Origin of the sequence: Paenibacillus sp. FSL H8-0079 (assembly GCF_037991315.1) — a bacterium.
Classification (GTDB): domain Bacteria; phylum Bacillota; class Bacilli; order Paenibacillales; family Paenibacillaceae; genus Paenibacillus.
In genome coordinates, this window is record NZ_CP150300.1 from 2,677,418 (window position 1) to 2,703,901 (window position 26,484).

Here is a 26,484-nt window from a genome sequence, read left to right on the forward strand (position 1 = left end):
ACCTTGGGGAGGGAAGGAGCCCTGCTTTGTTTATGCTTTTGGAGGAGGTACGAGTGAGTGAATGCCAACCGGCTAACAACACCAAAGGAAAAAGTTCAAAAACTCCAAGAAAAGCTAGGCCATGTGGCCAAGGAGAACAGCAAGCGTAAATTCCATGCCTTGTACGACAAAGTCTACCGGTGGGATGTCTTGTGCGAAGCCTGGAGACGAGTGAAAGCGAACAAGGGAGCGGCAGGTGTAGATGCCATGACGCTTGCGGATGTGGAGGAACAAGGAGAAATGAACTTCCTCGAGGACTGTGAACGAGCATTGAAAGAAGGCACCTACCATCCGCAGCCTGTACGGCGGCACTATATTCCCAAGAAAGATGGGAAGCAAAGACCGCTGGGCATACCCACCGTGCGCGACCGTGTCATACAGATGGCAACGAAACTGGTGATTGAACCTATCTTTGAAGCGGATTTTGAGGACGTATCCTTCGGATTTCGCCCGAAACGAAGTGCAAAAGGAGCGCTGGAACGAATTCGGAAAGCCTGCAACCGCAAAGGGAATTGGGTAATCGACGTCGATATCCAAGGTTACTTCGATAACATTAATCAAGAGAAGCTTATGAAATTGGTGCAGATGCGCATCAACGACAGGCGGATACTGAAATTAATACGGAAGTGGCTTCAGGCGGGAGTGATGGAAGAAGGAAACGAAAGGCGCTCCGATTTAGGAACACCGCAAGGTGGTGTGATATCACCGCTTCTGGCGAATATCTATCTGAACTATTTTGACCGACTATGGGAGAAACATGGAAGAGGTCTGGGAGAACTGACAAGGTATGCAGACGACTTTGTAGTAATCTGTAAAACCAAAAAGGATGCCGAGCATGCGTATGAACTCATAGGCAAAATTATGGAACGTCTGGAGCTAACCCTGCACCCGATCAAAACTCGCATTGTAGGTCTATGGACAGGAGACGAGGGATTCGACTTCCTAGGAATGCACCACCGAAAAACGAAAGCAGAAACGTCGCAAGGGAAGGTATATCACACCACGCAACAGTGGCTAACGAAAAAGGCGGAGGAACGTATTCAAGGGGTAGTCAAAGAAAGACTGGCTCCACCGAGTATGCGGTCGAAATCGTTCGCGGAGCATGTGAAATGGCTCAATCCGAAGATTCAAGGATGGAGAAATTATTACTACACGAGCTACAGCCAAAAGAGATTAGCTAAGTTGGACTGGTATATTCTGCAACGATTAACACGGTGGTACGCGAAGAAGAGACAACGTAGGAGTTGGATGAGTTCACGATCGGAAGTCAAGTATATTGCCAATATGTATGGATTAAAAACGCTATTGTAATCTCTGCATGCCCATGAATGACGAACATCGGAAAGCCGTATGAGGGAAAACCTCACGTACGGTTTGATGAGGAGGGGCTGGTTTGAATCCAGCCCTTTACTCTAGTGTCGAACACCTTGTGTAACAGATAAATGACTACCTAACAAAAACAGAATAACATAACCTTGTTTTGTTGATTTTTGTTTTTTATGCTAAACTGAATGGAAAATAAGGAAAAACGGGTGAGTAGGATGGCCAAAAGAGTAACGATGCAGCAAATTGCAGATGCTGCGGGGGTATCCAAATTCGCAGTCTCTCGTGCGCTGACGGGCAAGCCTGGTGTGAGCGAGCATACACGCGAGATGATTGTCAGAACGGCGGGGCAGCTCGGGTATTTCAGAACCGAACCGAAGCGTTATCCGGGGGAGACACCGGCGTCTGCCGAGATGAAGCCAGTAGCGGAGCGACAAGGCACTATATTGATTTTGTTTCCTAACATTCGTTCTCAGAATCGATCATCCTTGTACTGGGGACCAGTGTTCGATGGCATTTCGGAGAGGCTGAATGAGAAGGGCATGGATATTTTAACGCTGACGGAACCCTCTTCAGATCGGATGTTCTCGGTCCTTAATCCGGAAGCGATTAGCGGAGTTATTACCGTGGGCACCATTTCAACATCAGTATTGCTGGAGATTTACAGGTTGCGCATTCCGCTTGTTATGGTGGATCATGAAGACCCCGCCATATACGCAGACTCGGTTTTTACGGACAATATAAAGTGTATGAAAGAACTTGTTCTCATACTCGTTGGAAAAGGGTACAGAAGATTCCAGTTTGCTGGGCAACTGCCTGATGCTGCAAGCTTTCGAGAGCGTTGGCTTGGATATCGTACGGTGCTGGAAGAGAAGCAGTTGGAGGGGGAGCAGCAAGCAGGCTTACTCGGAGCAGAGTACGAGCAGATCCGGAAATCCATTGCTGAAATGAAGCTGGAGGACATCCCGGAAGTCATCGTATGTGCGAATGACCATACAGCTGTCATTGTTATTCAGGCACTACAAAGTAGAGGTATTCAGGTGCCTGAACGCTGTGCCGTAACCGGGTTTGACAATACGCAGACGGATGAGCCCATTCTCGCTTCGGTGCATATTAACAAAGAGAATCTGGGCACGAGAGCGGTAGATCAGCTGTTGTGGCGGATCAAACATCTGGATGAACCTTATGAACGCAAGCTGATCTATTCGGAATTAATTATTCGCGATGAATATAATGCCAGTATACAGTAATAAGATACGAACTTATGGATCATTTTAACAATGAACATACGGGTAAATAAACTCAGGTGAGAGACATGGAGAGGTCAGAGCTTCATGTCTTTTGGCTATGCAGAAATTATTTAACAAATTAAATCACAAAACAGATTGACTACGAGAAGCATATTGTGTTAATTTTGTTTTGTAAGTTATTTATGTTTATGCTAACAAAACCTAACAAAATAATGTTTACCAACTCTAACAACAATGGAGGCTGTCATGAGCACAATACAATCACATGTTTTTCAGAATTGGACGTTCAAGGCTTGCGAAGATCAAGAGTGGATGCCGGCTCAGGTGCCAGGCTGTGTGCATACAGATTTGCTGAAACTGGGCAAGATTCCAGATCCTTTTTATGGAACGAACGAGAAGGAAGTACAATGGATTGATAAAATAGATTGGGAATATCAGACGGAATTTGACGTTGCCGAAACGTTGTTCTCCCAAGAACATCTGGAACTGGTGTTTGATGGTCTGGATACATATGCGGATGTTTATGTGAATGATGTGCATGTGTTATCAGCAGATAATATGTTCCGGGTATGGAAGGCGGATGTGAAGTCCGTATTAAAGGGGAGCGGGAACATTCTCCGAATACGTTTTCGGTCTCCAATTCAGGAAGACCTGCCGAAGCTGGAGAAGCTCGGCTATGCATTACCTGCATCCAATGATCAGTCCGATGTTGGCGGACTAGGCGATAAGAGAGTAAGTATCTTTGCTCGTAAAGCTCCATATCACTATGGCTGGGACTGGGGTCCGCGTTTTGTAACCAGTGGTATCTGGCGTGAAGCACGTCTTGAAGGTTGGACACAGGTGCGAATCAATGATGTGTACATCCAGCAAAATGAAGTAAGCGCTACCTTAGCTTCACTAACGGCTGTTGTGGAAGTCGAGACATCACAAGCGGTAGATACGGTCATTCGTATTGGGGCAGATGGTCAGAGATGGGAAAGATCCGTATCGCTACAGCCCGGAGCTCAGACGGTGGAGATTCCAATCTCCATGAATGAACCGAAACTGTGGTGGAGCCGTGGACTTGGTGATCCGCATCTGTATACCTTCCTTACCGAAGTGCTTCAAGGTGAGCGAGCTGTGGCTGAATCTACAGTGAAGACTGGGCTTCGTTCCATTCGGCTAGTACGTGACAAAGATGAAGCGGGAGCATCCTTTTACTTTGAACTAAATGGTGTTGCGGTCTTTGCCAAAGGGGCTAATCACATTCCGAATGATAGCTTCATCACCGAAATTACACGTGAACGTTATCGACATGAGATTGTATCTGCTGCCGAGTCCAATATGAACATGCTTCGTGTGTGGGGCGGCGGGATCTATGAGCAAGATGACTTCTATGAACTGTGCGACGAATACGGTATCCTGGTATGGCAGGACTTCATGTTTGCCTGCAGCATGTACCCGGGAGACGAAGCGTTCCTGAACAGTGTGAGACATGAAGCCATCGATAATGTGAAACGTCTGCGCAATCATCCAAGTATTGCACTCTGGTGTGGAAACAACGAGATTGATTCGGCTTGGGCTCACTATGTTGAGAATGGTGGCTGGGGCTGGAAGAAGGAATTTACTGCCGAGCAGCGTGAAAGCATCTGGGCCGATTACGAAGCCATCTTCCATGATCTGCTGCCAGAAGTGGTTGAAGCGTATGCTCCAGGTGTGGATTACTGGCCTTCTTCACCACTTGTATCACTGACAGGGGATGAGAAGCAACATGCGCACCCGTCCACAGCCGAAGGCGATATTCACTACTGGGGCGTGTGGCACAATGTAGAACCGTTTGAAAACTATAACGTGCATGTGGGTCGTTTCATGAGTGAATACGGATTCCAGTCTTTCCCGGAGTACAAGTCAGTTCGGACTTATGCGGAAGAAGAGGATCTGGCTCTGGAATCGGAAGTGATGCTTGCGCATCAGAAGAATGGCGCAGGTAACCGTCTGATCAAACAGTACATGGATATGTACATGCATGAATCGAAGGATTTCCCATCGTTCCTGTATATGAGCCAAGTGCTTCAGGCGGAAGCGATGAAGACAGCGATTGAAGCGCACCGTCGCCGCAAACCATTCTGTATGGGCACGCTTTACTGGCAAATGAATGACTGCTGGCCGGTGGCTTCATGGGCCGGTATGGACTACCTTGGTCGTTGGAAAGCATTGCAGTATTATGCGAAACGCAGCTTCAGCGATGTGCTCGTATCCGTAGACGGAACCAAGGAAGATACAACAGATATTTATGTCATCTCCGATCAACTTGAGCCGGTGAAGGGTCAATTGCAGGTTCGACTGATTGGATTCGATGGCACGGTGTACCGTGAAGAAGAGCATGAAGTAAGATTGGCTTCCAACTCGGGTCAACAGGTGTTGTCACTCATCCAGGCTGAATGGCTCGAAGGACATGATGCAGCATCTACGCTGCTGCGGATTGATCTGAAGCAGAATGGAGTAGCGGACATTGTGCAGGAGCATTATTTTGCACCATCCAAAGATCTCGCATTGCAGCCTTCACAAATTAAAGTAACTGAAGTTACTGAAAATGATGGCAAATATCTTCAACTGGAAAGTGATGTGCTTGCCAAACAAGTATGGATTTCCTCCGAAGCGGAAGGCGTATTCTCGGACAACTTCTTCGATCTCATTCCAGGCATTCCGGTGAAGGTGCAGTTCACTTCCAGAGAAGGGCTGCAATCTGCCGATGCGGTTTCCAATACAGGACTTATTCAGGTTCGTTCCATGGTTGACTTTATCAAACTATAATAAGGCTTAACATTAGAACGGTTGAGATCTCTCTATGAGAGATTTCGACCGTTTTTATTTTGGAGCACCCAAACAAACTAACTACAAGAGAAGTGGACTTCAAAGATAGCTTTAATATTGTTATAATTGATAATCATTATCAGTTATAAGTGGGTTTTTAGTCACATGCCAGAGTGTTGTGCGTGTTTGATTGCTTAGGAAAGGGAGTCAATATGGGAATTCAGAATGACATCAAGCTGTGGGATCAGGTTCAGGTTCGCGTGCTTGATGTCCGTCTTATATCACTGGCAACAAACGAGTTCATACGAAATTATGTGTTACCGACCAGTGCATTTGTGTATGTTCAAGGCAGGGGGCAGGTGTGGCTGGATGAAGAGGTGTGGTCTACAAGCCAGTTCTTGCTACTGCACGGGGGAAAAGGAACGCGCCTGACACTTGAAGCGACCGGGGCTACGGAAGTACATCTGATTTTATACAAATCAACGTTACCCTCCAATGTGTTGGTAGAGTACCGAATGATGCTGAACCAGCGTAATCCGTTTGAAGAGTCCTGGGCGACAGCGCCGGATCATGCACTTGAGCTACGTGAACTTGTGCGGAATATAGATAAATGCTGGTCAGGACAGGAGCAAGTGGGCAAAATTCAGGTCAAAGTGTACTTCTTTCAACTGGTACAGCTTGTATTGTTACAGCGGAATCGCATGCTTAACGAAGTTCAGCAGCCCTCGCTTACCGATCAGGTTTTGCGATATATCAAAGCTCATTATCGGGAATCGATCTCGCTTGATTCGCTTGCCCAGTCCTTGAGTTACAGTCCGCAATATCTATCACGCAAATTCAAGGAACAGACGGGATGTACACCGACAGAATATGTGATTCGGTTACGAATGGGTGAGGCAAGGAGTTTGCTTGCATCCACGGAAGCTCCATTACAGGAGATTGCTGCGTATGTGGGCTATATGGACCCGTTCTATTTCAATCGTATATTCAAAAAAGAGACCGGCATCACACCCGGACAATATCGGATGAAGCAGCAGGCAAACTCGAAATCAGTTTCGAATAGTACATTAAATGCAACAAATGAATCCATTGTAACAGAGGGAGAGGAACGTTATCCTTTAATTGATGATGATAATCATTATCAATATACGGGAGATGAGGAAATCAACATGTTTAACCATTTCAAATCAGCGATCATATCGCTTGCGCTTGTACTCACATTGAGTGCTTGTGGAACAGCCCAGCAGGGGGCAGAAACATCCGAAGTTGCGGCTGAACCCGAACAACCGGCAGTCGTGGAGACCCAAATGGTAAATACGACCTTTGGTGAGGTAGAAATTCCTGCACACCCGGAGCGAGTTGCTGCCATAGATTATCTGGGAACGGTGCTTGCTCTTGGTGTCAAACCGATTGGTGGAGGCCAATTTCTAATGAACAGTCCTTATCTGGAAGGTCACATGGATGGTCTTGAAACGATAGGGGATTCCGTTGAACAATTGATGGAGCTGGAACCGGATCTCATTATTACATTGAATCCGGACAAGGCCGCTTATGAGAAATACAGCAAGATTGCTCCAACCGTTTCGATCGCATCCATCACTTTCCCAGCACTGAAGGACGAAGTAAACTATTTCGGTAAAGTCCTTGGCAAAGAAGCGGAAGCAGAGAAGTGGCTGTCTGATTTCGATGAGGAGATTGCCAAAATCAAGCAGGAGGTGCGAAGCGTTGTTCCAGCTGACGCCACATTCTCCGTAATGCAGGAATATGATCGCCAAGTCTTCATTTTTGGCAATCAGTCGGGCCGGGGAGGACGTAACATCTATGAATTGCTCGGATTGCAAGCACCAAAGAACATTCCAGCCGAGTTGATGCAGGGCGCATATCATGAATTCTCCATAGAACTGCTTTCGAAATATGCCGGAGATTACATTGTGCTGACCAGTAACTCTCAATTGAAAGATCTTCAGGCAGATCCGATCTGGGGTTCATTGCCTGCTATCAAAAATGGAAAAGTGTACATATGGACGGAAGAACAATCCTGGTTCCGTGACCCTATCGCCTTGTTGAAACAGACACAGGATTTGGCTGAATGGATTATTGGACTTAATACACCGTCTAAATAAGGAACTTCAAAAAAACCGTGCCGCCCAGTTTGCTGAGCAGCACGGTTTTCATATTTCTATGTAGGACTGAACAGTAGAAGGGGATGAGCTGCCTGTACGGAGATGAAATAGCGGTGTGATGCCGTATAAGAGATATCGGTTATTGTTTCTTTTGTTCGTTCTGAATTTCTTGCAGATCCTCCAGTTGCAGTGTGAGGTCATTCTCGGGGTTTGCGCTCACAATGACTTCTGACTGTGATTGTTGCTGACCTGGCTGGTTCGATTTCGCGGCAGGTTTGATCACGTAGAGACTTTGAACGGAGTTGAGCAGGCTGGCAGGGGTGTCTTCATACGTTTCCAGGAAAAGCACATAGTCTTTGGTAGGGATCAGCTTAAGGTTATCATCATTAATAATCTCGGTGTTGCCCAACTGTCCGCCAAGTTGCTTCACTTCAATTTCTTCCCCGGCAGTGTAACCGCCCTTATAGGATTCAGCGACCTGAATCGTGTGGATCGTATAGATTTTGTCAAAAGAAGACGGCTCGCCGCCCGGATCGGACGCTGGGTTTAACTCGTTTTCATTCGCAGCATCGGTAGCTTGTACGATATCGTTTAAAGCTTCCACACGAGTCTCAACCACACTGCCTTTCACAATGGTATTTGCTCTCTCGGACAGGTCGCCAATGCTGACATAACTCGGGTAATCTTCAGAAGCAATAATGTTCATGGGTGCATCAGACGGGGACGCGGTAGGTGTAACAGAAGAACATCCAACAGCAGATAGAATGAAAATGGAAGAGAGAAGTAGCGTTAATACTCGTTTTTTGTTCATGGACAGGAATCCTCCTTGGATTTAGGAATGAGTTCGTAGCGGATTAGTACTTGGATCTTACGTTGTTGATATCAAAGGTTTGGGGTTGGGTCATGGAATTGCGGTTGCGGGAGTAAGACATAATGGAAGGACTGCTTGTTGTCGGGTTGTCACCGAGCCATACGGAGTGTCCGAGTTCGTGGACGAATACGCTTTGAATGAAGTTGGATAAGTTGGTCGCGTCAGGGGTGATCGTGGATGCATTGAGTTCGATGCGGAAGCTTACGACTTGATTGCCGGATACGGAGGCGTAGTTGACACCATATGCTGTGTTATTGAAGTTTCCTGCGGTGATGGTGTTCGGAGAGTTACTTGTTTTGGTGAATTGAACTTTGGCACCTGCATTGTTCCAGTTGGTAAGGGAAGCGTCCATTGGAATTTGCCATGCGGAGGCGTAATTATACGTGCGAATGGGGATGGTGGTGCTGGGATAACCATAGGTTAGAAAGGTTGCCGCATAGATGGTACTGCCGAACATGGCAATCGCCGAGAACAACATGATGCTCATCAAAAACTTCCTTTTCATACTTAAAACCTCCAATAAATGTATTTTATTCTCTATTATAGTAACAATTAATAGTTGGATTGAAATGAGTCCGAGGTCGTTGTTTTTGTCGTGAAAAATATGAAATATATCTTGATCCGACTATAATGGTGTCAAAATAAGTCATTTTCTGTTCGATGTTCATGCATAATTTCCCTAAAGTTACAAACAATACATCCAACTTACACAGGGAAAGGTAGTGCTTGAGCATGTGCAACCGTTTTTCATTGGCAGCCGATCTGGACGAAGTCAGAGATCATTTCAAAGTTCAGCGAGTGATGTATTATTACAAAAACCGATACAATATCAGTCCAACCCAGCATACGCCGATTATTTTGCATCAGGATGGTGAGCGTGTATTGGATGAGTTCCGGTGGGGGTTCATACCATTCTGGGGCCGCGATGCGGTTAACGCGAATCTCATGACTGTGCATGAGAATCCTTCCTATTACAAACTGGTAGAGACCAAGCGCTGCGTCATTCCTTGCAACGGATTGTATTACTGGCGGCAAGAGGGCAAGAAAAGTTATGCGGTTCGTGTTGTCATGCCGGATCGTGGCCTGTTTGGCATTGCTGGTTTATACGAAGTATGGAAAGACACACGGAAAGAGCCGCTTCGGACCTGCACGATGCTTATGACAGGGGCGAACATGGTTACCCGCGAGTTTGGTAGCAAAATGCCAGCCATTCTCTCCGAAGAAGAGATCAACACCTGGCTTGATCCTGCCAATACACGAGTGACTCAGCTGCTTCCGCTGATCAAATCCTATAACAGTACAGAAATGAATCTGTATCCGGTAACACCGATGGTTGCCAATGACGAACACGACTGTTTCGAATGTGTGGAAGAGATGGATCAGAAGCTGGCTTACATTCGGAGTTTCTGAAAATCTTATGAATAGAGTGAAGAAGATGAGGAGGCGGAGAGTCTGAAGACACTCTGCTCTTTTTTTCTTTCTGAAAATGAAGAGTTGCAATTGCGGTGAAACGTAACTATAATCATTACAGTAAGCGAACGCATATATTCATATATCTATTAAAAGAGATATTTATAATCAGGAGGGAACCACGAATGAATCCAAAGTTTAACCAGATGTTCGAACAAGTTTCACTACCGACTGGCATTACACTGAAAAACCGTATCGTGCTTGCTCCGATGACTCATATGTCCTCTAATGCAGATGGTACGATATCCGATGCTGAACTTGCTTATTATGCACGTCGCACCGGTGGTGCTGGTATGTCGATTACGGCTGTAGGGCATGTAACAGAGACTGGGATTGGTTTCCCGGCTCAGTTTGGCGTTTATGATGACCGCTTCATACCTGGTCTGAAGAAACTGGCTGATACCATTAAACAACAGGGCTCCGTAGCCGTATTGCAAATTTTCCATGCGGGCCGTCTGACACCAGAACAAGCCGTACCTGCGGGTCAAGTGGTTGCTCCTAGTGCAGTTGCGAGTGAGCGTCCGGGATCTCCTGAACCAAGAGAGTTGACCGATGCCGAGATTACTTCCATTATCAAAGACTTTGGTGAAGCGACACGTCGTGCAATCGAAGCCGGCTTTGATGGTGTTGAGATTCACGGTGCGAACGGTTATCTGATTCAGCAATTCTTCTCCCCGCATTCCAACCGACGTGAAGATCGTTGGGGCGGAAGTGCCGAGAAACGTCTGACATTCCCGCTTGCTGTAGTGGACGAAATTCAGAAAGTTGTTGCCGAACATACGAAACTGCCGTTCATCATTGGCTATCGCTTCTCCCCGGAAGAACCGGAAACACCGGGACTCACGATGGAAGAAACGTACCTACTAGTGGATGCGCTGAAAGATAAAAACCTGGATTACCTTCATGTATCTGTGAACGAGTTCTGGTCCAAACCAAGACGTGGCGAAGCAGATACGCGTTCAAGAATGGAATTCATCCTGGATCGTGTGAACGGCAAATTGCCTGTGATCGGTGTGGGTGCGATTCATACGGCTGCTGAGGCTGCTGAAGCGCTTCAAACGGGAGTGCCATTGCTTGCCATTGGACGTGAGCTGATTATCGAACCGGATTGGGTCGAGAAAATCGAGAGCGGACGGGAAGAAGATATTGAGACGATTCTGACCAAATCCGATCAGGAACGTCTGGTTATCCCTGACGGATTGTGGAATGCAATCATCCACACACCGGGCTGGTTCCCTATGGCAGAAGATAAATAAGATACACTTCAGGACTGGAATGGAGGGGGCGAAAGCTCCCTCTTTTTGCACGTGGACCAAATTCTCCTTGTGATCGCACTGTGGTATGATGGAGGAACAGGATCAACTGGATAATCAACGGTTTGGAGTGAAGGAATATGCTCGTAGCTGAACGGTATGAGAAAATAGTGGAATGGGTGGATACGCAAGGCAGCATGCGTGTGACTGAACTTAGTGAGCGCTGCGGGGTGACGGAGGAGACGATTCGTCGTGATCTGGACAAGCTCGAACAGGCGGGCAGGCTCAGGCGGTCCCATGGCGGGGCGGTTAGCGTGAAATACAAGGAAGAGTTACAGTCGGAGATTCCGTATCCGGAACGGGCTGTAGCTCATGCAGAAGAGAAGCGCAGAATTGCCAGCGAAGCGGTGAAAATGGTGGAATCAGGCGACCGGATCGCCCTGGATGCAAGTACAACGGCGTGGTATATGGCGGCAGGATTGCCGAATATTCCACTGACGGTATTAACCAACTCGATTAAGGTTGCTGCAGAGCTGAGTAACAAGGAGCAGATTCGTGTGATTGCCACAGGTGGGCAATTGGCTTCGAAGTCACTGTCTTTTGTAGGGCCACTGGCGGAACGTTCGCTGGATGCTTACCATGTGGATAAAGTGTTTTTGTCTTGCAAAGGTGTGCATCTGACCAAAGGCATTAGTGAATCCAATGAATTACAGGCCTTGGTGAAGCAAAAGATGATTCATATTGCAGATGAGGTCATTTTACTTGCCGATTCCAGCAAGTTTAACATACAGGCATTTACCAGAGTTGCTGAGATGAGCAGTGTGGGGAAAGTGATTACAGATCAGGGTGTAGACGAAGAACAAGTCAGCGCATTGATCGAACAAAATATTACGTGTATACGTGTGTAAATCAGAAAGGAATGAATGTCATGAAACATCCTTTTCATCTGAAAGCGGTATGGAATGGTGGACGTAACAGTGAGGGAACCATTGATGCAGGTGGATTAAAAACAGTCATATCGATTCCGCAGGAGATGGGCGGACCCGGTACGGGAACCAACCCGGACGAGATGCTGTTGGGTGCAGCCTCCACCTGTTACCTGATCACGCTGGCAGCGATGCTGGAGCGTTCGGATATTACGCCGGATGAGTTGACGCTGGAGTCGGAAGCAACGGTCGATGTTACGAATAACGTGTTTACGTACGAACGGATCGTACATAGACCCCGGATTGTGCTCAGTGAAGATGCCTCCGAGGCGGATCTAACCAAAGCCGAGCGCTTAGCGCACAAGGCTGAATCATCCTGCATGATCTCCCGAGCGGTGGCAGGTAATGTCGAGATGGAGACACAGCCAGTCATTGTTATCACTGGAGCTAACGCGGTGTGATATACTGAAGAATAGACGATTCAAGTCGTCATTTGTACAAAATAAGGAGAAATTCGGTATGAACACACAGAAGCGCAAGACTAACCGCTGGGTACGTTTAACACGTGCTATGAAGCTGAATTTCCTTAAATTGTTACGTGCTCCCGGAGGTGCCCATAAAGTATCCACCGGATTTGCCATAGGGTTCGGACTGGAACTGATCGTCATCTCGACCGCATCCCTGATATATCTCGTATTCTACCCCATTGTGCGACTGTCTGGAGGTTCGATGCCAGCAGCAATTGTTGGTAACGTGATTGGAAAACTTACGTTTTTGCCTATCATTCTGATGCCGCTCGCCAAACAAATTGGCTCATGGATTCTTCCTGCTCACAGTATGGGACAAGGACCGGTACACGAGAGTGCATTCATGGAACTGTTTCGTGGAAACTGGTCGGCCGTGAGTGAACTGTTGCTTGGTGGATTGGATATCCTGGCAGGCATGTCTGTGTTTGGTGTCATTTTGGGTGTGATTTCGTACTTTGTCGTGAAATTCTTCTACGTCAGAGCACTCAACCGGCGTTATGAACGCCGGCTGGAGAAACGCCGACAAGCGGATCTAGCGTCGGTATCGCCTCCGGTATTAATCAGGAAGCCATCACAATCATAATCGGCAGCATCAACATGGATGCAGCGGTTGTCCACAGGATGCAACGGGATACAAATTGCGGAGAAGCATTGAACTGTTCAGCCAAAATAACGGCGTTCACTGCGGTCGGCATCGATGCGAGGATCAGCAGCACACTGAACAACGTACCCTCGACCTGAAGCGCGGTCAGAATCAGCCAGGATAGGATGGGTGCAGCTGCGAGACGGACCACAAGTCCGGTCCAGAAGGCTCGGCGTACATTGGGCAGCCAAGGCACCGTTGCACCTTTTGGTCTGAGCATCTGTGCTCCCAGAATGGCGAGAACGACAGGAGAGTAACCTGCGGCCAGCATGGAGATGCCTCCATCGAGTGCGTCAGGCAGGCTGAGATTGGACGCACGTAGCGTAATGGCGATGCCAGCAGCATAGATGGAGGGCATGCGGAAAACGGACAGAATTGCATCTTTTACCGTGAATTGGGATCTTGCGGCAAAAAAGATACCTACTGTATTGACAATGATCATCTGTCCAATGACATAGACGGAAGCCTTGTCCAGTCCAAGTTGACCAAAGGCAAGCAGTACAAGCGGGAGCCCGTAATTCACGCAGTTCGTAAACGTGGACACGAGGGTGAGACCCGCTTTTTCGCTTGCACCCAGACGGAAAACCCGGCTTAACAGCTCGGCGAGTGCCCAGAGGGCAATCAGATTAATGATGGAGAACCAGAACGTGCTGGTGACGTCCGTCCAGGTAATCTCCGCATGCAGTAATGTATTGAAGATGAGCGCAGGGCTCAAAATATAAAGGGAAAAGGTCGAGAGTGACCGGGTATCCCAGTTCTTGAAGTGTTTTAACAGAATTCCTCCAATCACGGGAAGTGATATCGGCAGGAATACATGGTATAACGTAAGTAAAAATGAGTGAAGCAATGCAATTCAGTCCCTTCTGGATGAAAAACCTATCTTATCATAGCAGAAGATGCACCTCATATGAATGGATTTCAGTATGATCGTGTGCATTCCACGCGTTGTTTAACCGATAATTTTACGGTTGTACAGCGACAGCGGATTGCTATTTTGATATGGCAGATTTATTATAGAAGAGGTGCAACAAGATTACATACACATAGAGGAGGAAACTGTAATGAGTGAATCAAAACGCTTGCTCGTACTTGCTGGCTCTTATGCCGAAACGGAAAATGAGGGCATTTATGCATATGAATTGAATGAGGATACAGGCAGCTTGTCCAAGCTTGACGGCATCGCTGGTGTGAAAAACCCAACGTTTGTCAACGTGGATGCTGAGGGTAATAAACTGTATGCGATTGGTGAAACAGCGTCAGCTGAAGGCAATAAAATGTCTGAAGCTGTAGCTCTGAGCATTGATCCTTCTACAGGAAAATTAACGTTGCTGAACCGGAATAACTCCATTTCAGCTCCACCATGTCATATCCAGCGTGATCCTTCCGGAAAATACTTGATCCTTTCCAGCTACCACGGTGGTCTAGTAGGTCTGCAAGCCTTGACGGATAACGGTGAAGTTGGAGCGCTTCTGGACGAGAAGAAACATGAAGGACAAGGTGCGCATCCTGAACGTCAGGACAAGCCACATGTGCACTCCGCATTCTTCAGCCCGGATGGCAAATACATGATGGTACAGGATCTGGGTGCGGATAAAATCGCGATCTATTCCATTGATGCAGACAAGAATGAACTTGTACTGCACAGTGAAACCAAAACGCATGCGGGTGCAGGTCCACGTCACTTGGCGTTCCACCCGAATGGTCAATTCGCTTATGTCATCAACGAAGTGGATTCTTCGATTACTTCGTTCCAATATGATGCAGCAGCGGGTACACTGACTGAATTGTCTACCGTATCCACATTGCCTGATGGATATGATGGCAAAGAAAATACAACAGCGGAAATCACAGTTTCCAATGATGGACGTTATGTATATGGTTCTAACCGGGGACATGACAGCATCGTTGTATTTGCAGTAGATGCAGACAAAGGTCACCTGACACTGGTTGAGCATGTATCTGCTGAAGGCGAGCACCCGCGTCACTTTGCGCTGACACCTAACGGCAAATTGTTGATCGCAGCTAACCGTGATACCAACAACCTCGTGACATTCACGGTGGATCAGGAGAGCGGACGTCTGAAATACACAGGTCACAGCACAGGTGTATCCAAGCCGGTATGCGTGAAACCTGTATATCTGTGAAAGGTTAAACCTGAATTTCGAAAGCAGACATTAACAAATCATCTATAGGAATCTGCACTACGGAGTTTTTTCAAAAAACAGCTTGCACAAAATGGATGAAAGAAAAGCGTCCTATCTGAATTTGTTCAATTCACTTTCAAAATTCAGGATAAATCCTACTTAAAGAGGCTCAAACTTGCTATTGGTGGCTTAGCTTTGGCCTTTTCAAGTAGGATTCCCACTTACTAAACATCACAGCATAAGCTCGGTCGCACCAAAAGTTGAGTTGCTAAATTTATCCCATTCATGGACAGGAAGTAGTTACTGTGGAATAGGTTTGGTACCCATAAAATATCTTGGAGCTTCGCATATTGATGTCACTGTCTGAAAACAAATCGACTGATACGTGATCTTCAAAATCTGCTAAAACACCAAATTTTTAAATGTTATAGTAGGGGGATACCTTGTGATAAGAAATCTTAAAAAAGTAACAGTAAGTTTTATGATGCTAGTTGTTTTGTGTTGTTCGTTAGCAGTAGCTACTTCTGCTGAAAGCAAAACTGAACTACCACAATTAAGTAAGTTACCAATGGAGACGGGTGGCTGGTCGAAGTTTGCGGTAAGTCCTAATGGGAAATTGTTGTTTAGTGGAGGCGGAGAAAAGGCGTATCTTTGGTATCTGGATAGTGGTAGGAATAAAGAAATTACAGAAATAGGTGTATATTCCAATGGTAACGGATTTCTTATCATTGGGGATGCAGCGTTTAGTCCAGATGGAAAACTACTGGCGGTTTCTATTTCCAAGGATTCATCTGACTCAGATCAGTGGGTGGTGTTAATAGATAGTGAATCCGGTAGTGTAGTGGATAAAATTAATATTTCGACTGGTTGGGCTGTCAATTCCATTCAGTTTTCTAATGATGGGAAGGTTCTCATATTCGGAGCGCTGTGGGATCGGATAGGTGTAATAAATGTAGCATCACATGAGGAACTGTACAGCATTCCGAAAGAAGAATACATAGATATCATACGAACAAATCCAAAACGAAACGAGTTTGCGGTAAACAGTGCGTATAAAAGTGATGATAGTGTGGGTGCTGTGCAAATCAGAAATACAAGTACAGGAGAAATTATTAAATCTTTGGGTGATTCACTTCCTCTTGATAAAAGTAGAGTTCTTGATATGAAGTACTCTCCGAATGGAAGGTACTTCCTTGTCTCATTAAAAGACAATCTTGGAACTTACGTCTTTGATGCAGAACAATCATATAGACAAGTTGCTGTACTGAAACACTATGGGAGCATTTCCTTCAGCAAAGATAGTAATCTAGCTATCATTGGAAACTATGCTTATTTAGCTGCTGATAATTTTATAAATTTTTACAAATTGAAAGTGAAAGATTCTGATGAGAATCTCAATCCCGAATTAACATTTTTGACTGCTGATGGAAAGTACTTGATTAGTCAATTTGAGTCTTATAACCCTAGCGGTTTGGTTATTCTTGACGCTTCTAAGGTATCTATGCATCTGACGGGAATTCGAATTGAACCAGAATCAATAGCGGTTGGTGTCAACGATTCGCAAGATTTGAAAGTAAAAGGAATCTATTCGGATGGGACAGTTAAAAATCTTGATATCGAAGCGATTAAATGGACAGTGAAAGAGTTCTACAAGGCAGAGATTAGAGGAAGTATTTTGTATGGTTTGGGGAGTGGAGCTACGGAACTAACTGCAGAATACGGGGGATATAAAACTACAGTACCGGTAATTGTTGCCGAGTATCCGTCCCGGTTAAAGGCTACTGTAACTGGAGCACAAGTAAAAATGACGTGGGCCGGGATTAGTAGTTCAGATAATTTTGTTGGTTATAACCTTTACAGACGTACGACGAATGGAACTTACGGAGATGTCCCATTAACTGATTTTCCATTGAAGACGACTAGCTATATTGATGCGAATATTGATAGCAGTCAACAATATTACTACGTTGTCAGGGCGGTTTATTCCGACAATATGGAATCTCGTGCATCTAATGAGGTTTCTTCAACGTTGGGACAAAAAAGAATAGTTTTGCAGGTGGGAAATCCGAAAATGAAAGTAAATGACGAAAGCAAGGAGATTGATCCAGGCAAAGGGGTAACACCTGTCATGTATAAAGGCAGATTAGTGTTGCCTGTACGATCACTCATAGAAGAATTAGGCGGAAAATTAGTACTTCAAAGCGACGACAAGAAAATAACTATTGATCTGAATAGTAAGAAAATCGAATTGTGGATAGGTAAAAATGTAGCAGTCGTTAATGGTAGCGAGAAGACACTTGATGTTGCTCCAGTTGTAATTAATGGACGTACAATGCTGCCGCTTCGATTTATAGGCGAGAACCTTGGAGTTCATATAACATGGGATGGAACTAATCAATCGGTTGAAGTAGTTATGTAACGAAATCAAAATGGAGGTTTAAAAATGAAAATCATCGGTATTTTGTTATTGGCTATAGGTAATCAGACTTCAGCCACTTAGTGTGGCGTGGAAGCAAAACATTAACTTATAGTGTGAGGTGTTTGGATGAGTATATTCTTTTTTCTAGTATCCTTTTTAATGTTTTTTTTCTTAGTTTTGGGATTGATTTGTCCTAAAGCTGCAATTTATTGGGGTGATAAATCTAAGCGATCAAGAAAAAAAGTTCTTCTGTATCATGGGACAGGTATGTTGTTGTCGTTTATTTTGTTTGTTCTATTTTTACCTGAACTAACGCCAGAAGAAAGAGAAGCTCTAGCTCAGGAGCAAATAATTAAAGCAGAACAAAAGGCTGAGCAGGATAAATTAGATGAAGCTAAGAGAATAGAGGAAGTGCAACTAGCAGAGGCAGAAAAGGCTGAGAACGAGCGTATTAAAGAGGCAGAAAAGTCAGAACAAAAACGATTGGCAGCACAAGAGAAGCTTGAGAAGGAAAAGAAAGCGGCTAAAGAAGCTCGGTTAAAGGAAGAAGCAGAGCAGCAAAAACTAGAAGAAGCGGATCTATTAGAAGAAAAAAGTCGTCAAATTATTAAGGAACAAGCCCGAGGTGTTGAGTATGAATCGCTAGCTCGAAATCCAGATACACATGTGGGGAAAATTGTAGTTTTTCAAGGTCAAGTTGTACAGGTTGTGGAGGATGGAAATGATGTTTTATTTCTAGTAGATACTTATTTTGACCAAAATTTTGGCTACGATGGAGATACTGTTTATTTGACTTATGAAAGAGAGGATGGGGAAATGCGAATTTTAGAAGGAGATCTTATCAATTTATATGGTGAATATCAAGGTCTCGTTTCTTATGAAACTATTTGGGGGCAGCAGGTTACAATTCCACAAATTCAGGCAAGTTTTATTGAAATGACGGAGTGGGTATATTGAGGATTACTTTCATTAAGAAGACATTGAGACAATGTTGTATTTAACAGACGCTATTTTCAAGCTCACCTTCCTTGAAAATAGGCGTGGGATAAAACAATTCGTTCAGATACCTCGGTTTATGTGAGAAGAGCTGGGGTATATCTTTATTTGTGGCAATAATGTATTTGTTTTGGTGCAAGCCTGAACGCATTCCATGTAGCGTTTTATGTAGAACTTTCAAAGAGATAATTATGCTGTAATTGGAGTGGAACAGAAATTCCATCCTAATATGTTAATTCGGATAACAACGATTGATTATCAATAGTATCGTGCAAGTAACTACCCCACTTCAAAGTGCGTACTTCCTGAATGGATAGTCAGGGTCTACAATGAGTGAGTAGCCAAAACAAACACTGCATGCATCTGAACAGACAAATTGGTGCAGGCTAAATATCTGATTATTATTTTTACAGGAACGACTCATACTTGAACAACAAAGGAGAAATAAATGATGAAATTGCAATTGGCGCTCGACTTGGTAAATATCCCTGATGGTATCGCACTGGTTAAAGAGGTTGAACAATATATTGATATCGTTGAGATTGGTACACCAATCGTTATTAATGAAGGTTTGCACGCGGTAAAAGCGATGAAAGAAGCATTCCCTAATCTGCAAGTTCTTGCAGACCTTAAAATCATGGACGCTGGTGGTTATGAAATCATGAAAGCAGCTGAAGCTGGTGCGGATCTGATCACTGTGCTTGGGGCAACCAATGACAGTACGATCAAAGGTGCAGTAGCAGAAGCGAAGAAACAAAACAAACAAGTTCTTGTGGACATGATCAACGTGCCTAACCTTGAACAACGTGCTCGTGAAATTGATGCGCTTGGCGTAGATTACATCTGTGTACACACAGGTTATGATCTGCAAGCTGAAGGACAAAGCCCGTTCGAAGATCTGCAAACGATCAAAGCCGCTGTGAAAAACGCTAAAACGGCTGTTGCTGGTGGAATCAAGCTGGAAACATTGCCAGAAGTAATCAAAGCACAACCGGATCTGGTTATTGTAGGCGGCGGTATCACAGGACAAGCAGACAAAGCGGCAGTTGCAGCTGAAATGCAACGTCTCGTTAAACAAGGGTAAGCAGATGAGCAAAACACAGTACGCAGCTGACATCTTGAAGGAGCTGGAACGTACGCTAAGCCAGATCGATGATGCAGAGATGCAAGCGATGGCTGAACATATTCTGGCTGCGGAACAGATTTTTGTGGCTGGAGCAGGTCGGTCAGGTCTTATGGGAAAGGCTTTTGCCATGAGATTGATGCAGATGGGGCTTCGTGTATATGTGGTGGGTGAGACCGTTACACCTGGGATCAGCTCGAAGGACTTTCTCTTGTTATGCTCAGGCTCAGGAGAAACAGGCAGTCTGGTAGCGATGGCTCAGAAAGCTAGTTCGGCAGGTGCACCTGTCGGTCTGATTACGATCAAGCCAGAGTCTACGATTGGGCAATTGGCGACTACGGTTGTGCGTCTTCCGGCTTCAGCCAAAGAGGACACAGCAACTTCCGGAGCGAATGTAACCATTCAACCGATGGGCTCGTTGTTCGAACAAGGACTGTTGATTGGCATGGATGCTCTCATCCTTACGATGATGGAAATGAAGGGGATGACCGGAGCGGATATGTTTGGCCGCCACGCGAACCTGGAATAGAGTGAATAAATGAAAGACTGGAATCCTTTGATTGTGAAGGGTTCTGGTCTTTTTTGCGACACACAGTCATTCATGTCTATAGGTTTTATCCGTAATTTTCACTTAAACTTTGCATCCCGACCAGGCTGTAGTAGAATTAATAGAAAGCTGTATCGAATGAATGTACTTATTACATCATGCATGGAGCGGAAAGCATACTTTGTGTGAAGTGTCCCCGTGATATGCGTAATATACGCGATATAAGATTGAAGATGAGGGGGCTCGGAGCCATGGCATCCGAAGTGAAGGAACGGATTAATCTGAAAGAAATCAACTGTGAGAAGGAATTGACCCTTGCGGTGATCGGTGGCAAATGGAAACTGATTATTTTGTGGCATTTGGGTCTGGAAGGCACCAAACGTTTCAGTGAGCTGAAACGCCTAATCCCTCATATCACCCAGAAGATGCTGACCAACCAGCTACGTGAGCTGGAGGAAGACAAGCTGATTGAGCGCAAGGTGTATGCAGAAGTCCCTCCTCGGGTGGAATATACGTTGACAGATCACGGTCAAAGCCTGATGCCCGTCCTGCACGCGATGTATAACTGGGGTAAAAACTATGGTGAAAATGTAATCTGGAAAGAAAGCTAAATAAGTAAGATCTATAATGAACCGCAGGGCAAATGGATTCTTCCATTACCCGGCGGTTTTTTATTTACTTTTAAATTTTGGTCAGATGAGCAAAAGTTTATACAAAACGTAGAGGACAGAAATAGCTTGAAGAAGCGAAGTTAAAAGCTTTCTGAAAGAAAGCTACATCGGAAGCATATACTGGCCTTTATTCTAGATACCCCTTTTCTATAGATGGAACTAAACATTCACACGAGAACGTAGAGGACAGAAAGAACCTGAAGAAGCGGAGCGTTCGCCTTTATCACCGGATTTTCACCTTTGAAAAAGGGAATCAAAAAATCCGGGGATAACAGCGATCGGAAGGTTGTTCTGTCATCGGAGTGGTAAGTGTGAATAATCTTTAGTCCAATCTATACTCCCCTGAACCATTTTAGTAGATGTCATGTATAGATGCGCGGAATATGATACGATGAGAGATATTGGAAAATGCAAGGAGGATGACAACTAAAGATGGAAAAAATACGTACACGTGCTGAGGTAAACCAGGAAACGACTTGGGATTTGAGAGACTTGTTTACAACTGATGTAGAGTGGGAGCATGAGCTTCGATCACTTCCTGAGGCTGCGGCCCAAATCGAAACGTTCAAAGGACGTCTGGGCGAAGGCGCTGAACAGTTACTGGCTTGTCTGGATGCACGTGAAGCTTTGCAGGAGCGGATCGGCAAGACGGCTTCTTATGCCCGCTTGAAACAGTCAGAGGACAGCACCAATCCGGTGAATATTGAGAATTCAGCCAAGGCAGGAGATATCCTATCGAATCTGTCGTCGTCCTTGTCTTTTATCAATTCGGAGATCGTCGATCTGCCGGAGGGAACCGTTGAGCTTTACCTTGAAGAACTTCCGGGATTGGAACCGTACACGCGCAGTTTGGAGCGTTTGATTCGAGAAAAAGCACATCGGCTCACACCGGAGACCGAAAAGGTACTCGCTTCACTCGGAGAGGTACTGGATTCGCCATACCGTATCTATCTACGCGGTAAATTGGCAGACATGACGTTTGACGATGCTCTCGATGGAGAGGACAATAATCGTCCACTGTCCTGGTCATTCTATGAAAATAATTATGAGATGTCGTCCGATACGAAGCTGCGCCGTTCTGCATATGCTGCGTTCAGCTCGACATTGAATGAGTACAAAAATACGTTCGCAGAAGGTTATGCAACCGAAGTGAAGAAGCAGGTTGTTTTATCCAGACTGCGTGGTTACGACGATGTTACAGATATGCTTCTCAGCCCACAGCAAGTGAGCAAAGAGATGTACAATAATGTGCTCGATATTATCCAGCAGGAACTCGCACCTCATATGCGCAGACTGGCGGCTCTCAAGAAACGTGAGCTGGGTCTGGACAAGCTGATGTTCTGTGATCTGAAGGCCCCGCTTGATCCTGAATTTAGCCCTGCCATTACATATGATGAGGCGTGCACACTCATCCGTGAAGCACTTGCTGTTCTTGGACCGGAGTATGGCGAGATCGTAGAGCGCGCATTTAGTGATCGCTGGGTGGATTACGCAGATAATGCAGGCAAATCGACAGGGGCATTTTGTTCCTCCATATATGGTTCGCACTCCTATATTCTAATTTCATGGGCGAACAATATGCGTGGGGCATTTACGCTTGCGCATGAAGTAGGACATGCAGGCCACTTTATGCTCGCCGGACGTTACCAAAAGCTCACGAATACACGGCCATCTCTTTATTTTATTGAGGCACCGTCGACCATGAATGAAATGCTGCTGGCAGATCATCTATTGAAGCGTTCCGATAATCCGAGAATGCGTCGTTGGGTCATTTTGCAACTGTTGAATACGTATTACCATAACTTCGTTACGCATCTGCTGGAAGGGGAATTACAGCGCAGGGTGTATGCACTCGCAACCAATGATGAGCCCATTACGGCGAAGACGTTAAGTCAGCTCAAAGGAGATATCCTCTCCAAATTCTGGGGACCTGATCTGGTTATTGATGAAGGGGCCAAGCTCACGTGGATGAGACAACCTCATTATTATATGGGACTATATCCATATACCTATGCGGCAGGCTTGACGGCTTCCACAGCGGCTGCACAGCAGATCCGGGAAGAAGGACAGCCAGCCGTAGATCGCTGGCTTGAAGCACTCAAAGCCGGTGGAAGTCTCACACCGCAGGAGTTAATGAAGCTCGCCGGTGTGGATATGTCCGGACCTGAGCCAATTCGTTCTGCAGTTGCGTATGTCGGCAGTCTGGTCGACGAACTTGAACGTCTGTATTCCTGATCTGGTTCATATAGTATACGGACAAGGCAGAACGGGTTGTCTGCATGCACCGCCTTCCTTGCGTGGGGCGGTGCATCTTATTTTGCATGGGGAAAGGAACGATGATGAATGGCTTTAACGAACATGTCCTCATCGATCGGCCGATTAAGCGTAGATGGTTTCGGTGTGTTTGATGACATGAATGGAGTACCGGGTTTTGAGGGCAATCAGGGTGGCTTTTTTTCGGGATTCAATGAGTTTGCTGCAATGAATGCATTTGCTTCGATTTTCATTGGCGCCATATTTCTCATCATTGCGGGAGTTATTGTTTTTGTTATTATTTCAGGCATACGCTCAGGGTTGTCAAATAAAGCGGCAGCCTTGTTAACCCTGCACTCAACGGTGGTGGCCAAACGAACGGAAGTCTCGGGTGGAAGCGGGGATAGCAGTGCGACTACTCGTTATTATGCTACATTTGAATTCGACAATGGGGAGCGGACTGAACTAATTGTTGGCGGAAACCATTATGGCATGATGGTGGAAAATGATCGAGGGATGCTGACGTATCAGGGTACGCGGTTCAAGCATTTTGAGAGAGATGTACAGCCCCAGTCGGGGGTAAGCAAAGGTCAATTTTATACGTAGAAAAAGAACTGCGGCTCCTCCCAAGTGGGAGAGAGTCGTTTTTGGTATGCCCAAAAGAAAGAAAAACCGAAGGGTATTCAAACGCTTACAATGGTGATATACTCGTAAAATAAAGTAAAACAGTATTAAACAAAAACAAACAAACAATAAATACAGAATAAAGTACAGGGTTACGGACTGAATCAAGGGATACCGTTTGGAAAATAGGATGGGTTCGAAAGGTTGGTGAAGCGCGGTGAGTGTGCTGGCTTATGATTTGGGCGCTGGGAGCGGGAGAGCACTACTAGGACATCTGAATGATCGAGGGATCGAAACAAGCGAAATTCATCGGTTCAAGAATGAACCGGTGAAGGTTGGCGAGCGGATGCACTGGGATATTCTGCGATTGCATCATGAATTGTTGCAAGGGCTTACGCTTGTGAAGCAGCAAGGGGAACAGCCGGAGAGCCTGGGAATCGATTCTTGGGGCGTTGATTTTGGTCTGCTCGGTAATAATGGGGAGTTGTTGGGTAATCCGTATCATTACCGTGATACACAGTTTAACGGCATGATGGATCAGGTACGGCAAGAGCTGACCTCTCAGCGAATCTTTGAACGTACAGGGATTCAGTTTCTTAGCTTTAATACCCTGTATCAATTGGCAACGCTTCAACGCAGCGGTTCCCCGTTACTTCATGAAGCAGAGCGTTTTCTCATGATTCCGGATTTGCTACGTTATTTCCTGACAGGAGAAGCGGTGAATGAGTTCACCAATGCAACGACAACGCAATTATACAATCCATCGGCTGGTCAATGGGACAGTGAGTTGCTGGCGCATATTCGTATTTCGGAAAAACTGTTCGGTGAAGCCGTACTGCCAGGTACCCTTGTTGGACAGTTACGCAGCAGTATCTGTAACGATCTGGGTCTTACCCCGATTCCCGTGATCGCGGTTGCAGAGCATGATACGGGTTCAGCCGTTGTGGCTGTTCCTGCAACGGAACGTTCATTTGCTTATCTGAGCTGTGGGACCTGGTCCCTGATGGGTACGGAGATAGATCATCCGGCAATTAGTGCCGAGAGTCTGGCTTTGAACTTCACGAATGAAGGCGGGGCGGGCGGAACATTCCGTCTGCTGAAGAACATTATGGGACTATGGATTTTGCAGGAAAGCATGCGGGAGTGGGAGCGCCAGGGGCAGGGAATTAGCTATGATGCGTTATTGGCGCAGGCGGAACATGCACCTTCATTTTCCAGTTTGTTTGATCCGGATGATGAACTGTTCATGCCAGCAGGAGATATGACGACGCGTATACGTCAGTATTGTCGTGATACAGGGCAAGTGGTACCAGAGGATCAGGGGGCTATTGCCCGGGCAATTCTGGAGAGTCTGGCATTGAAGTATAGGAGAGTCCTGGAATGGACGGAACAATTATCGGGACAGACGTTCAACGGATTGCATATGGTCGGTGGAGGCATCCAGAACCGCCTGTTATGTCAGTGGACTGCAAATTCCATTGGCAAGCCGGTATGGGCAGGTCCGGCAGAGGGAAGTGCCATCGGGAATATGGCTGTGCAATGGATGGCAAGCGGAGCTTTTAAGGATATCTGGGAAGCCCGTAAGACCATTCGTGATTCATTTCCGGTAACTGCATATGAGCCGCAGGACAGGTCAGTTTGGGAAGATGCTTACGGCAAATTTCTGCATGTGACGGCTTCAGCTAATTCACAAGCGGGGAGTGAGGTGTAACATGCTGGCAGCCGAGCGGTATGACCGGATTGTGGAGATGGTGAATGTAAAGGGCAGTATGCGTGTATCTGAGCTTAGTGAGCGCTGCCGGGTGACAGAGGAAACCATCCGGCGCGATCTGGATCGGCTGGAACAGGCAGGACGATTGCGTCGTTCTCATGGTGGTGCAGTGAGTGTGAAGGAAGATCAACCGGAGATCCCTTACCGGATCAGGGAGACAACCCATGCGGAAGAGAAGAAGCGGATTGCACAAGCGGCTCTGGCGATGATTAATCCGGGTGATCGCATTCTGTTGGATGCCAGTACAACGGCAGGTTATATGGCAGCGAACATGCCGGATTTTCCGCTGACGGTCTTAACTAATTCTATTCAGGTAGCTACGGAACTGAGCAGTCGTGACAAGGTGGAGGTCATCTCAACAGGAGGCCAGCTGGCACCTCGCTCATTGTCTTTTGTAGGGCCGCTCGCGGAGCGTTCTCTGGAGACGTATCATGTGGATAAATTGTTCTTGTCTTGCAAAGGCGTACATCTTGAAGGTGGCGGAATCAGTGAATCCAATGAACTTCAAGCAAGGCTGAAGCAGAAGATGGTTGGCATAGCCGATCAGGTTATCTTACTTGCAGATGCCAGTAAATTTGGTGTTCGTGCTTTTGCCCGGGTGTCTGGGTTAAATGCAGTCCATACGATCGTTACCGATCAGCCATTGGAGGCTGAACAGACAGACCGTTTGAGCGGATACGACATAGGGATTATTACGGTTTAAGCTTTTACTTTATCT

Annotated in this window: 22 protein-coding genes; 19 read left to right on the forward strand and 3 right to left on the reverse strand. The window is 46.0% G+C overall.

From position 1 onward, the window contains the following. Positions 1–57: 57 nt before the first annotated feature. The 4 genes from ltrA (at position 58) to MHI06_RS12285 (ending at position 7,528) form a co-directional block, all read left to right on the forward strand. On the forward strand, positions 58–1,350 hold the full coding sequence (gene ltrA, locus MHI06_RS12270) for a group II intron reverse transcriptase/maturase (protein WP_340399554.1): 1,293 nt from the start codon (positions 58–60) through the stop codon (positions 1,348–1,350). A 230-nt stretch (positions 1,351–1,580) separates the two neighbouring features. Continuing rightward, a complete protein-coding gene (locus tag MHI06_RS12275; protein ID WP_340401625.1) occupies positions 1,581–2,612 on the forward strand; it encodes a LacI family DNA-binding transcriptional regulator in 1,032 nt (343 codons plus the stop codon). Positions 2,613–2,858: 246 nt separating this feature from the next. Continuing rightward, complete coding sequence (locus tag MHI06_RS12280) at positions 2,859–5,405, forward strand: glycoside hydrolase family 2 protein (protein ID WP_340401626.1); 2,547 nt, start codon at positions 2,859–2,861, stop codon at positions 5,403–5,405. A gap of 212 nt (positions 5,406–5,617) precedes the next feature. After that, entirely contained in the window at positions 5,618–7,528 is a 1,911-nt protein-coding gene (locus MHI06_RS12285; RefSeq protein WP_340401627.1) for an AraC family transcriptional regulator, read from the forward strand. Positions 7,529–7,667: 139 nt separating this feature from the next. Here MHI06_RS12285 and MHI06_RS12290 read toward each other — a convergent pair whose 3' ends face one another. Together MHI06_RS12290 and MHI06_RS12295 are read right to left on the reverse strand one after the other, a co-directional pair. Next, complete coding sequence (locus MHI06_RS12290) at positions 7,668–8,339, reverse strand: hypothetical protein (protein ID WP_340401628.1); 672 nt, start codon at positions 8,337–8,339, stop codon at positions 7,668–7,670. A gap of 43 nt (positions 8,340–8,382) precedes the next feature. Further along, positions 8,383–8,904 carry a hypothetical protein gene (locus tag MHI06_RS12295; protein WP_340401629.1) on the reverse strand — a complete coding sequence of 174 codons (522 nt, stop codon included), beginning with the start codon at positions 8,902–8,904 and terminating at the stop codon, positions 8,383–8,385. Between the two features lie 227 nt (positions 8,905–9,131). Here MHI06_RS12295 and MHI06_RS12300 point away from each other — a divergent pair, with 227 nt between their 5' ends. The 5 genes from MHI06_RS12300 (at position 9,132) to MHI06_RS12320 (ending at position 13,158) form a co-directional block, all read left to right on the forward strand. Continuing rightward, a complete protein-coding gene (locus MHI06_RS12300; RefSeq protein WP_340401630.1) occupies positions 9,132–9,809 on the forward strand; it encodes an SOS response-associated peptidase in 678 nt (225 codons plus the stop codon). A 185-nt stretch (positions 9,810–9,994) separates the two neighbouring features. Then, a complete protein-coding gene (locus MHI06_RS12305; protein ID WP_340401631.1) occupies positions 9,995–11,125 on the forward strand; it encodes an NADH-dependent flavin oxidoreductase in 1,131 nt (376 codons plus the stop codon). 137 nt (positions 11,126–11,262) lie between these two features. After that, a complete protein-coding gene (locus tag MHI06_RS12310; RefSeq protein WP_076330796.1) occupies positions 11,263–12,030 on the forward strand; it encodes a DeoR/GlpR family DNA-binding transcription regulator in 768 nt (255 codons plus the stop codon). Positions 12,031–12,050: 20 nt separating this feature from the next. After that, entirely contained in the window at positions 12,051–12,509 is a 459-nt protein-coding gene (locus MHI06_RS12315) for an OsmC family protein (RefSeq protein WP_340401632.1), read from the forward strand. A 58-nt stretch (positions 12,510–12,567) separates the two neighbouring features. Beyond that, entirely contained in the window at positions 12,568–13,158 is a 591-nt protein-coding gene (locus MHI06_RS12320) for a DUF2062 domain-containing protein (RefSeq protein ID WP_340401633.1), read from the forward strand. Here MHI06_RS12320 and MHI06_RS12325 read toward each other — a convergent pair. Then, positions 13,136–14,065 (reverse strand): AEC family transporter, encoded by a 930-nt coding sequence (locus MHI06_RS12325; RefSeq protein WP_340401634.1) that lies wholly within the window; start codon positions 14,063–14,065, stop codon positions 13,136–13,138. The two genes, MHI06_RS12320 and MHI06_RS12325, sit on opposite strands and share 23 nt — an antisense overlap. 214 nt (positions 14,066–14,279) lie before the next feature. Between MHI06_RS12325 and MHI06_RS12330 the strand changes: the two genes are divergently transcribed. From MHI06_RS12330 to MHI06_RS12375, 10 genes are all read left to right on the forward strand, one after another. Continuing rightward, the gene (locus tag MHI06_RS12330) at positions 14,280–15,362 is read left to right on the forward strand and encodes a lactonase family protein (protein ID WP_340401635.1); all 1,083 of its coding nucleotides are present in this window, start codon (positions 14,280–14,282) and stop codon (positions 15,360–15,362) included. Between the two features lie 445 nt (positions 15,363–15,807). Continuing rightward, a complete protein-coding gene (locus tag MHI06_RS12335) occupies positions 15,808–17,781 on the forward strand; it encodes a stalk domain-containing protein (RefSeq protein WP_340401636.1) in 1,974 nt (657 codons plus the stop codon). A gap of 126 nt (positions 17,782–17,907) precedes the next feature. Continuing rightward, positions 17,908–18,738, forward strand: coding sequence for a hypothetical protein (locus MHI06_RS12340; RefSeq protein ID WP_340401637.1), 831 nt, complete (start codon positions 17,908–17,910; stop codon positions 18,736–18,738). 490 nt (positions 18,739–19,228) lie between these two features. Further along, positions 19,229–19,861: a 3-hexulose-6-phosphate synthase gene (gene hxlA / locus MHI06_RS12345; RefSeq protein WP_340402102.1), complete on the forward strand. Its 633-nt coding sequence runs from the start codon at positions 19,229–19,231 to the stop codon at positions 19,859–19,861. A 4-nt stretch (positions 19,862–19,865) separates the two neighbouring features. Beyond that, positions 19,866–20,429, forward strand: a complete 564-nt coding sequence (gene hxlB, locus MHI06_RS12350) for a 6-phospho-3-hexuloisomerase (protein WP_340401638.1) — start codon at positions 19,866–19,868, stop codon at positions 20,427–20,429. A 269-nt stretch (positions 20,430–20,698) separates the two neighbouring features. Next, the gene (locus MHI06_RS12355; protein ID WP_036608849.1) at positions 20,699–21,058 is read left to right on the forward strand and encodes a helix-turn-helix domain-containing protein; all 360 of its coding nucleotides are present in this window, start codon (positions 20,699–20,701) and stop codon (positions 21,056–21,058) included. 492 nt (positions 21,059–21,550) lie between these two features. After that, on the forward strand, positions 21,551–23,353 hold the full coding sequence (pepF, locus tag MHI06_RS12360; protein WP_340401639.1) for an oligoendopeptidase F: 1,803 nt from the start codon (positions 21,551–21,553) through the stop codon (positions 23,351–23,353). Positions 23,354–23,461: 108 nt separating this feature from the next. Continuing rightward, positions 23,462–23,977: a DUF2500 domain-containing protein gene (locus tag MHI06_RS12365; protein WP_340401640.1), complete on the forward strand. Its 516-nt coding sequence runs from the start codon at positions 23,462–23,464 to the stop codon at positions 23,975–23,977. A 235-nt stretch (positions 23,978–24,212) separates the two neighbouring features. After that, entirely contained in the window at positions 24,213–25,706 is a 1,494-nt protein-coding gene (locus MHI06_RS12370; protein WP_340401641.1) for a rhamnulokinase family protein, read from the forward strand. A gap of 1 nt (position 25,707) precedes the next feature. Continuing rightward, positions 25,708–26,469, forward strand: a complete 762-nt coding sequence (locus tag MHI06_RS12375; RefSeq protein ID WP_340401642.1) for a DeoR/GlpR family DNA-binding transcription regulator — start codon at positions 25,708–25,710, stop codon at positions 26,467–26,469. Positions 26,470–26,484 lie beyond the last annotated feature (15 nt).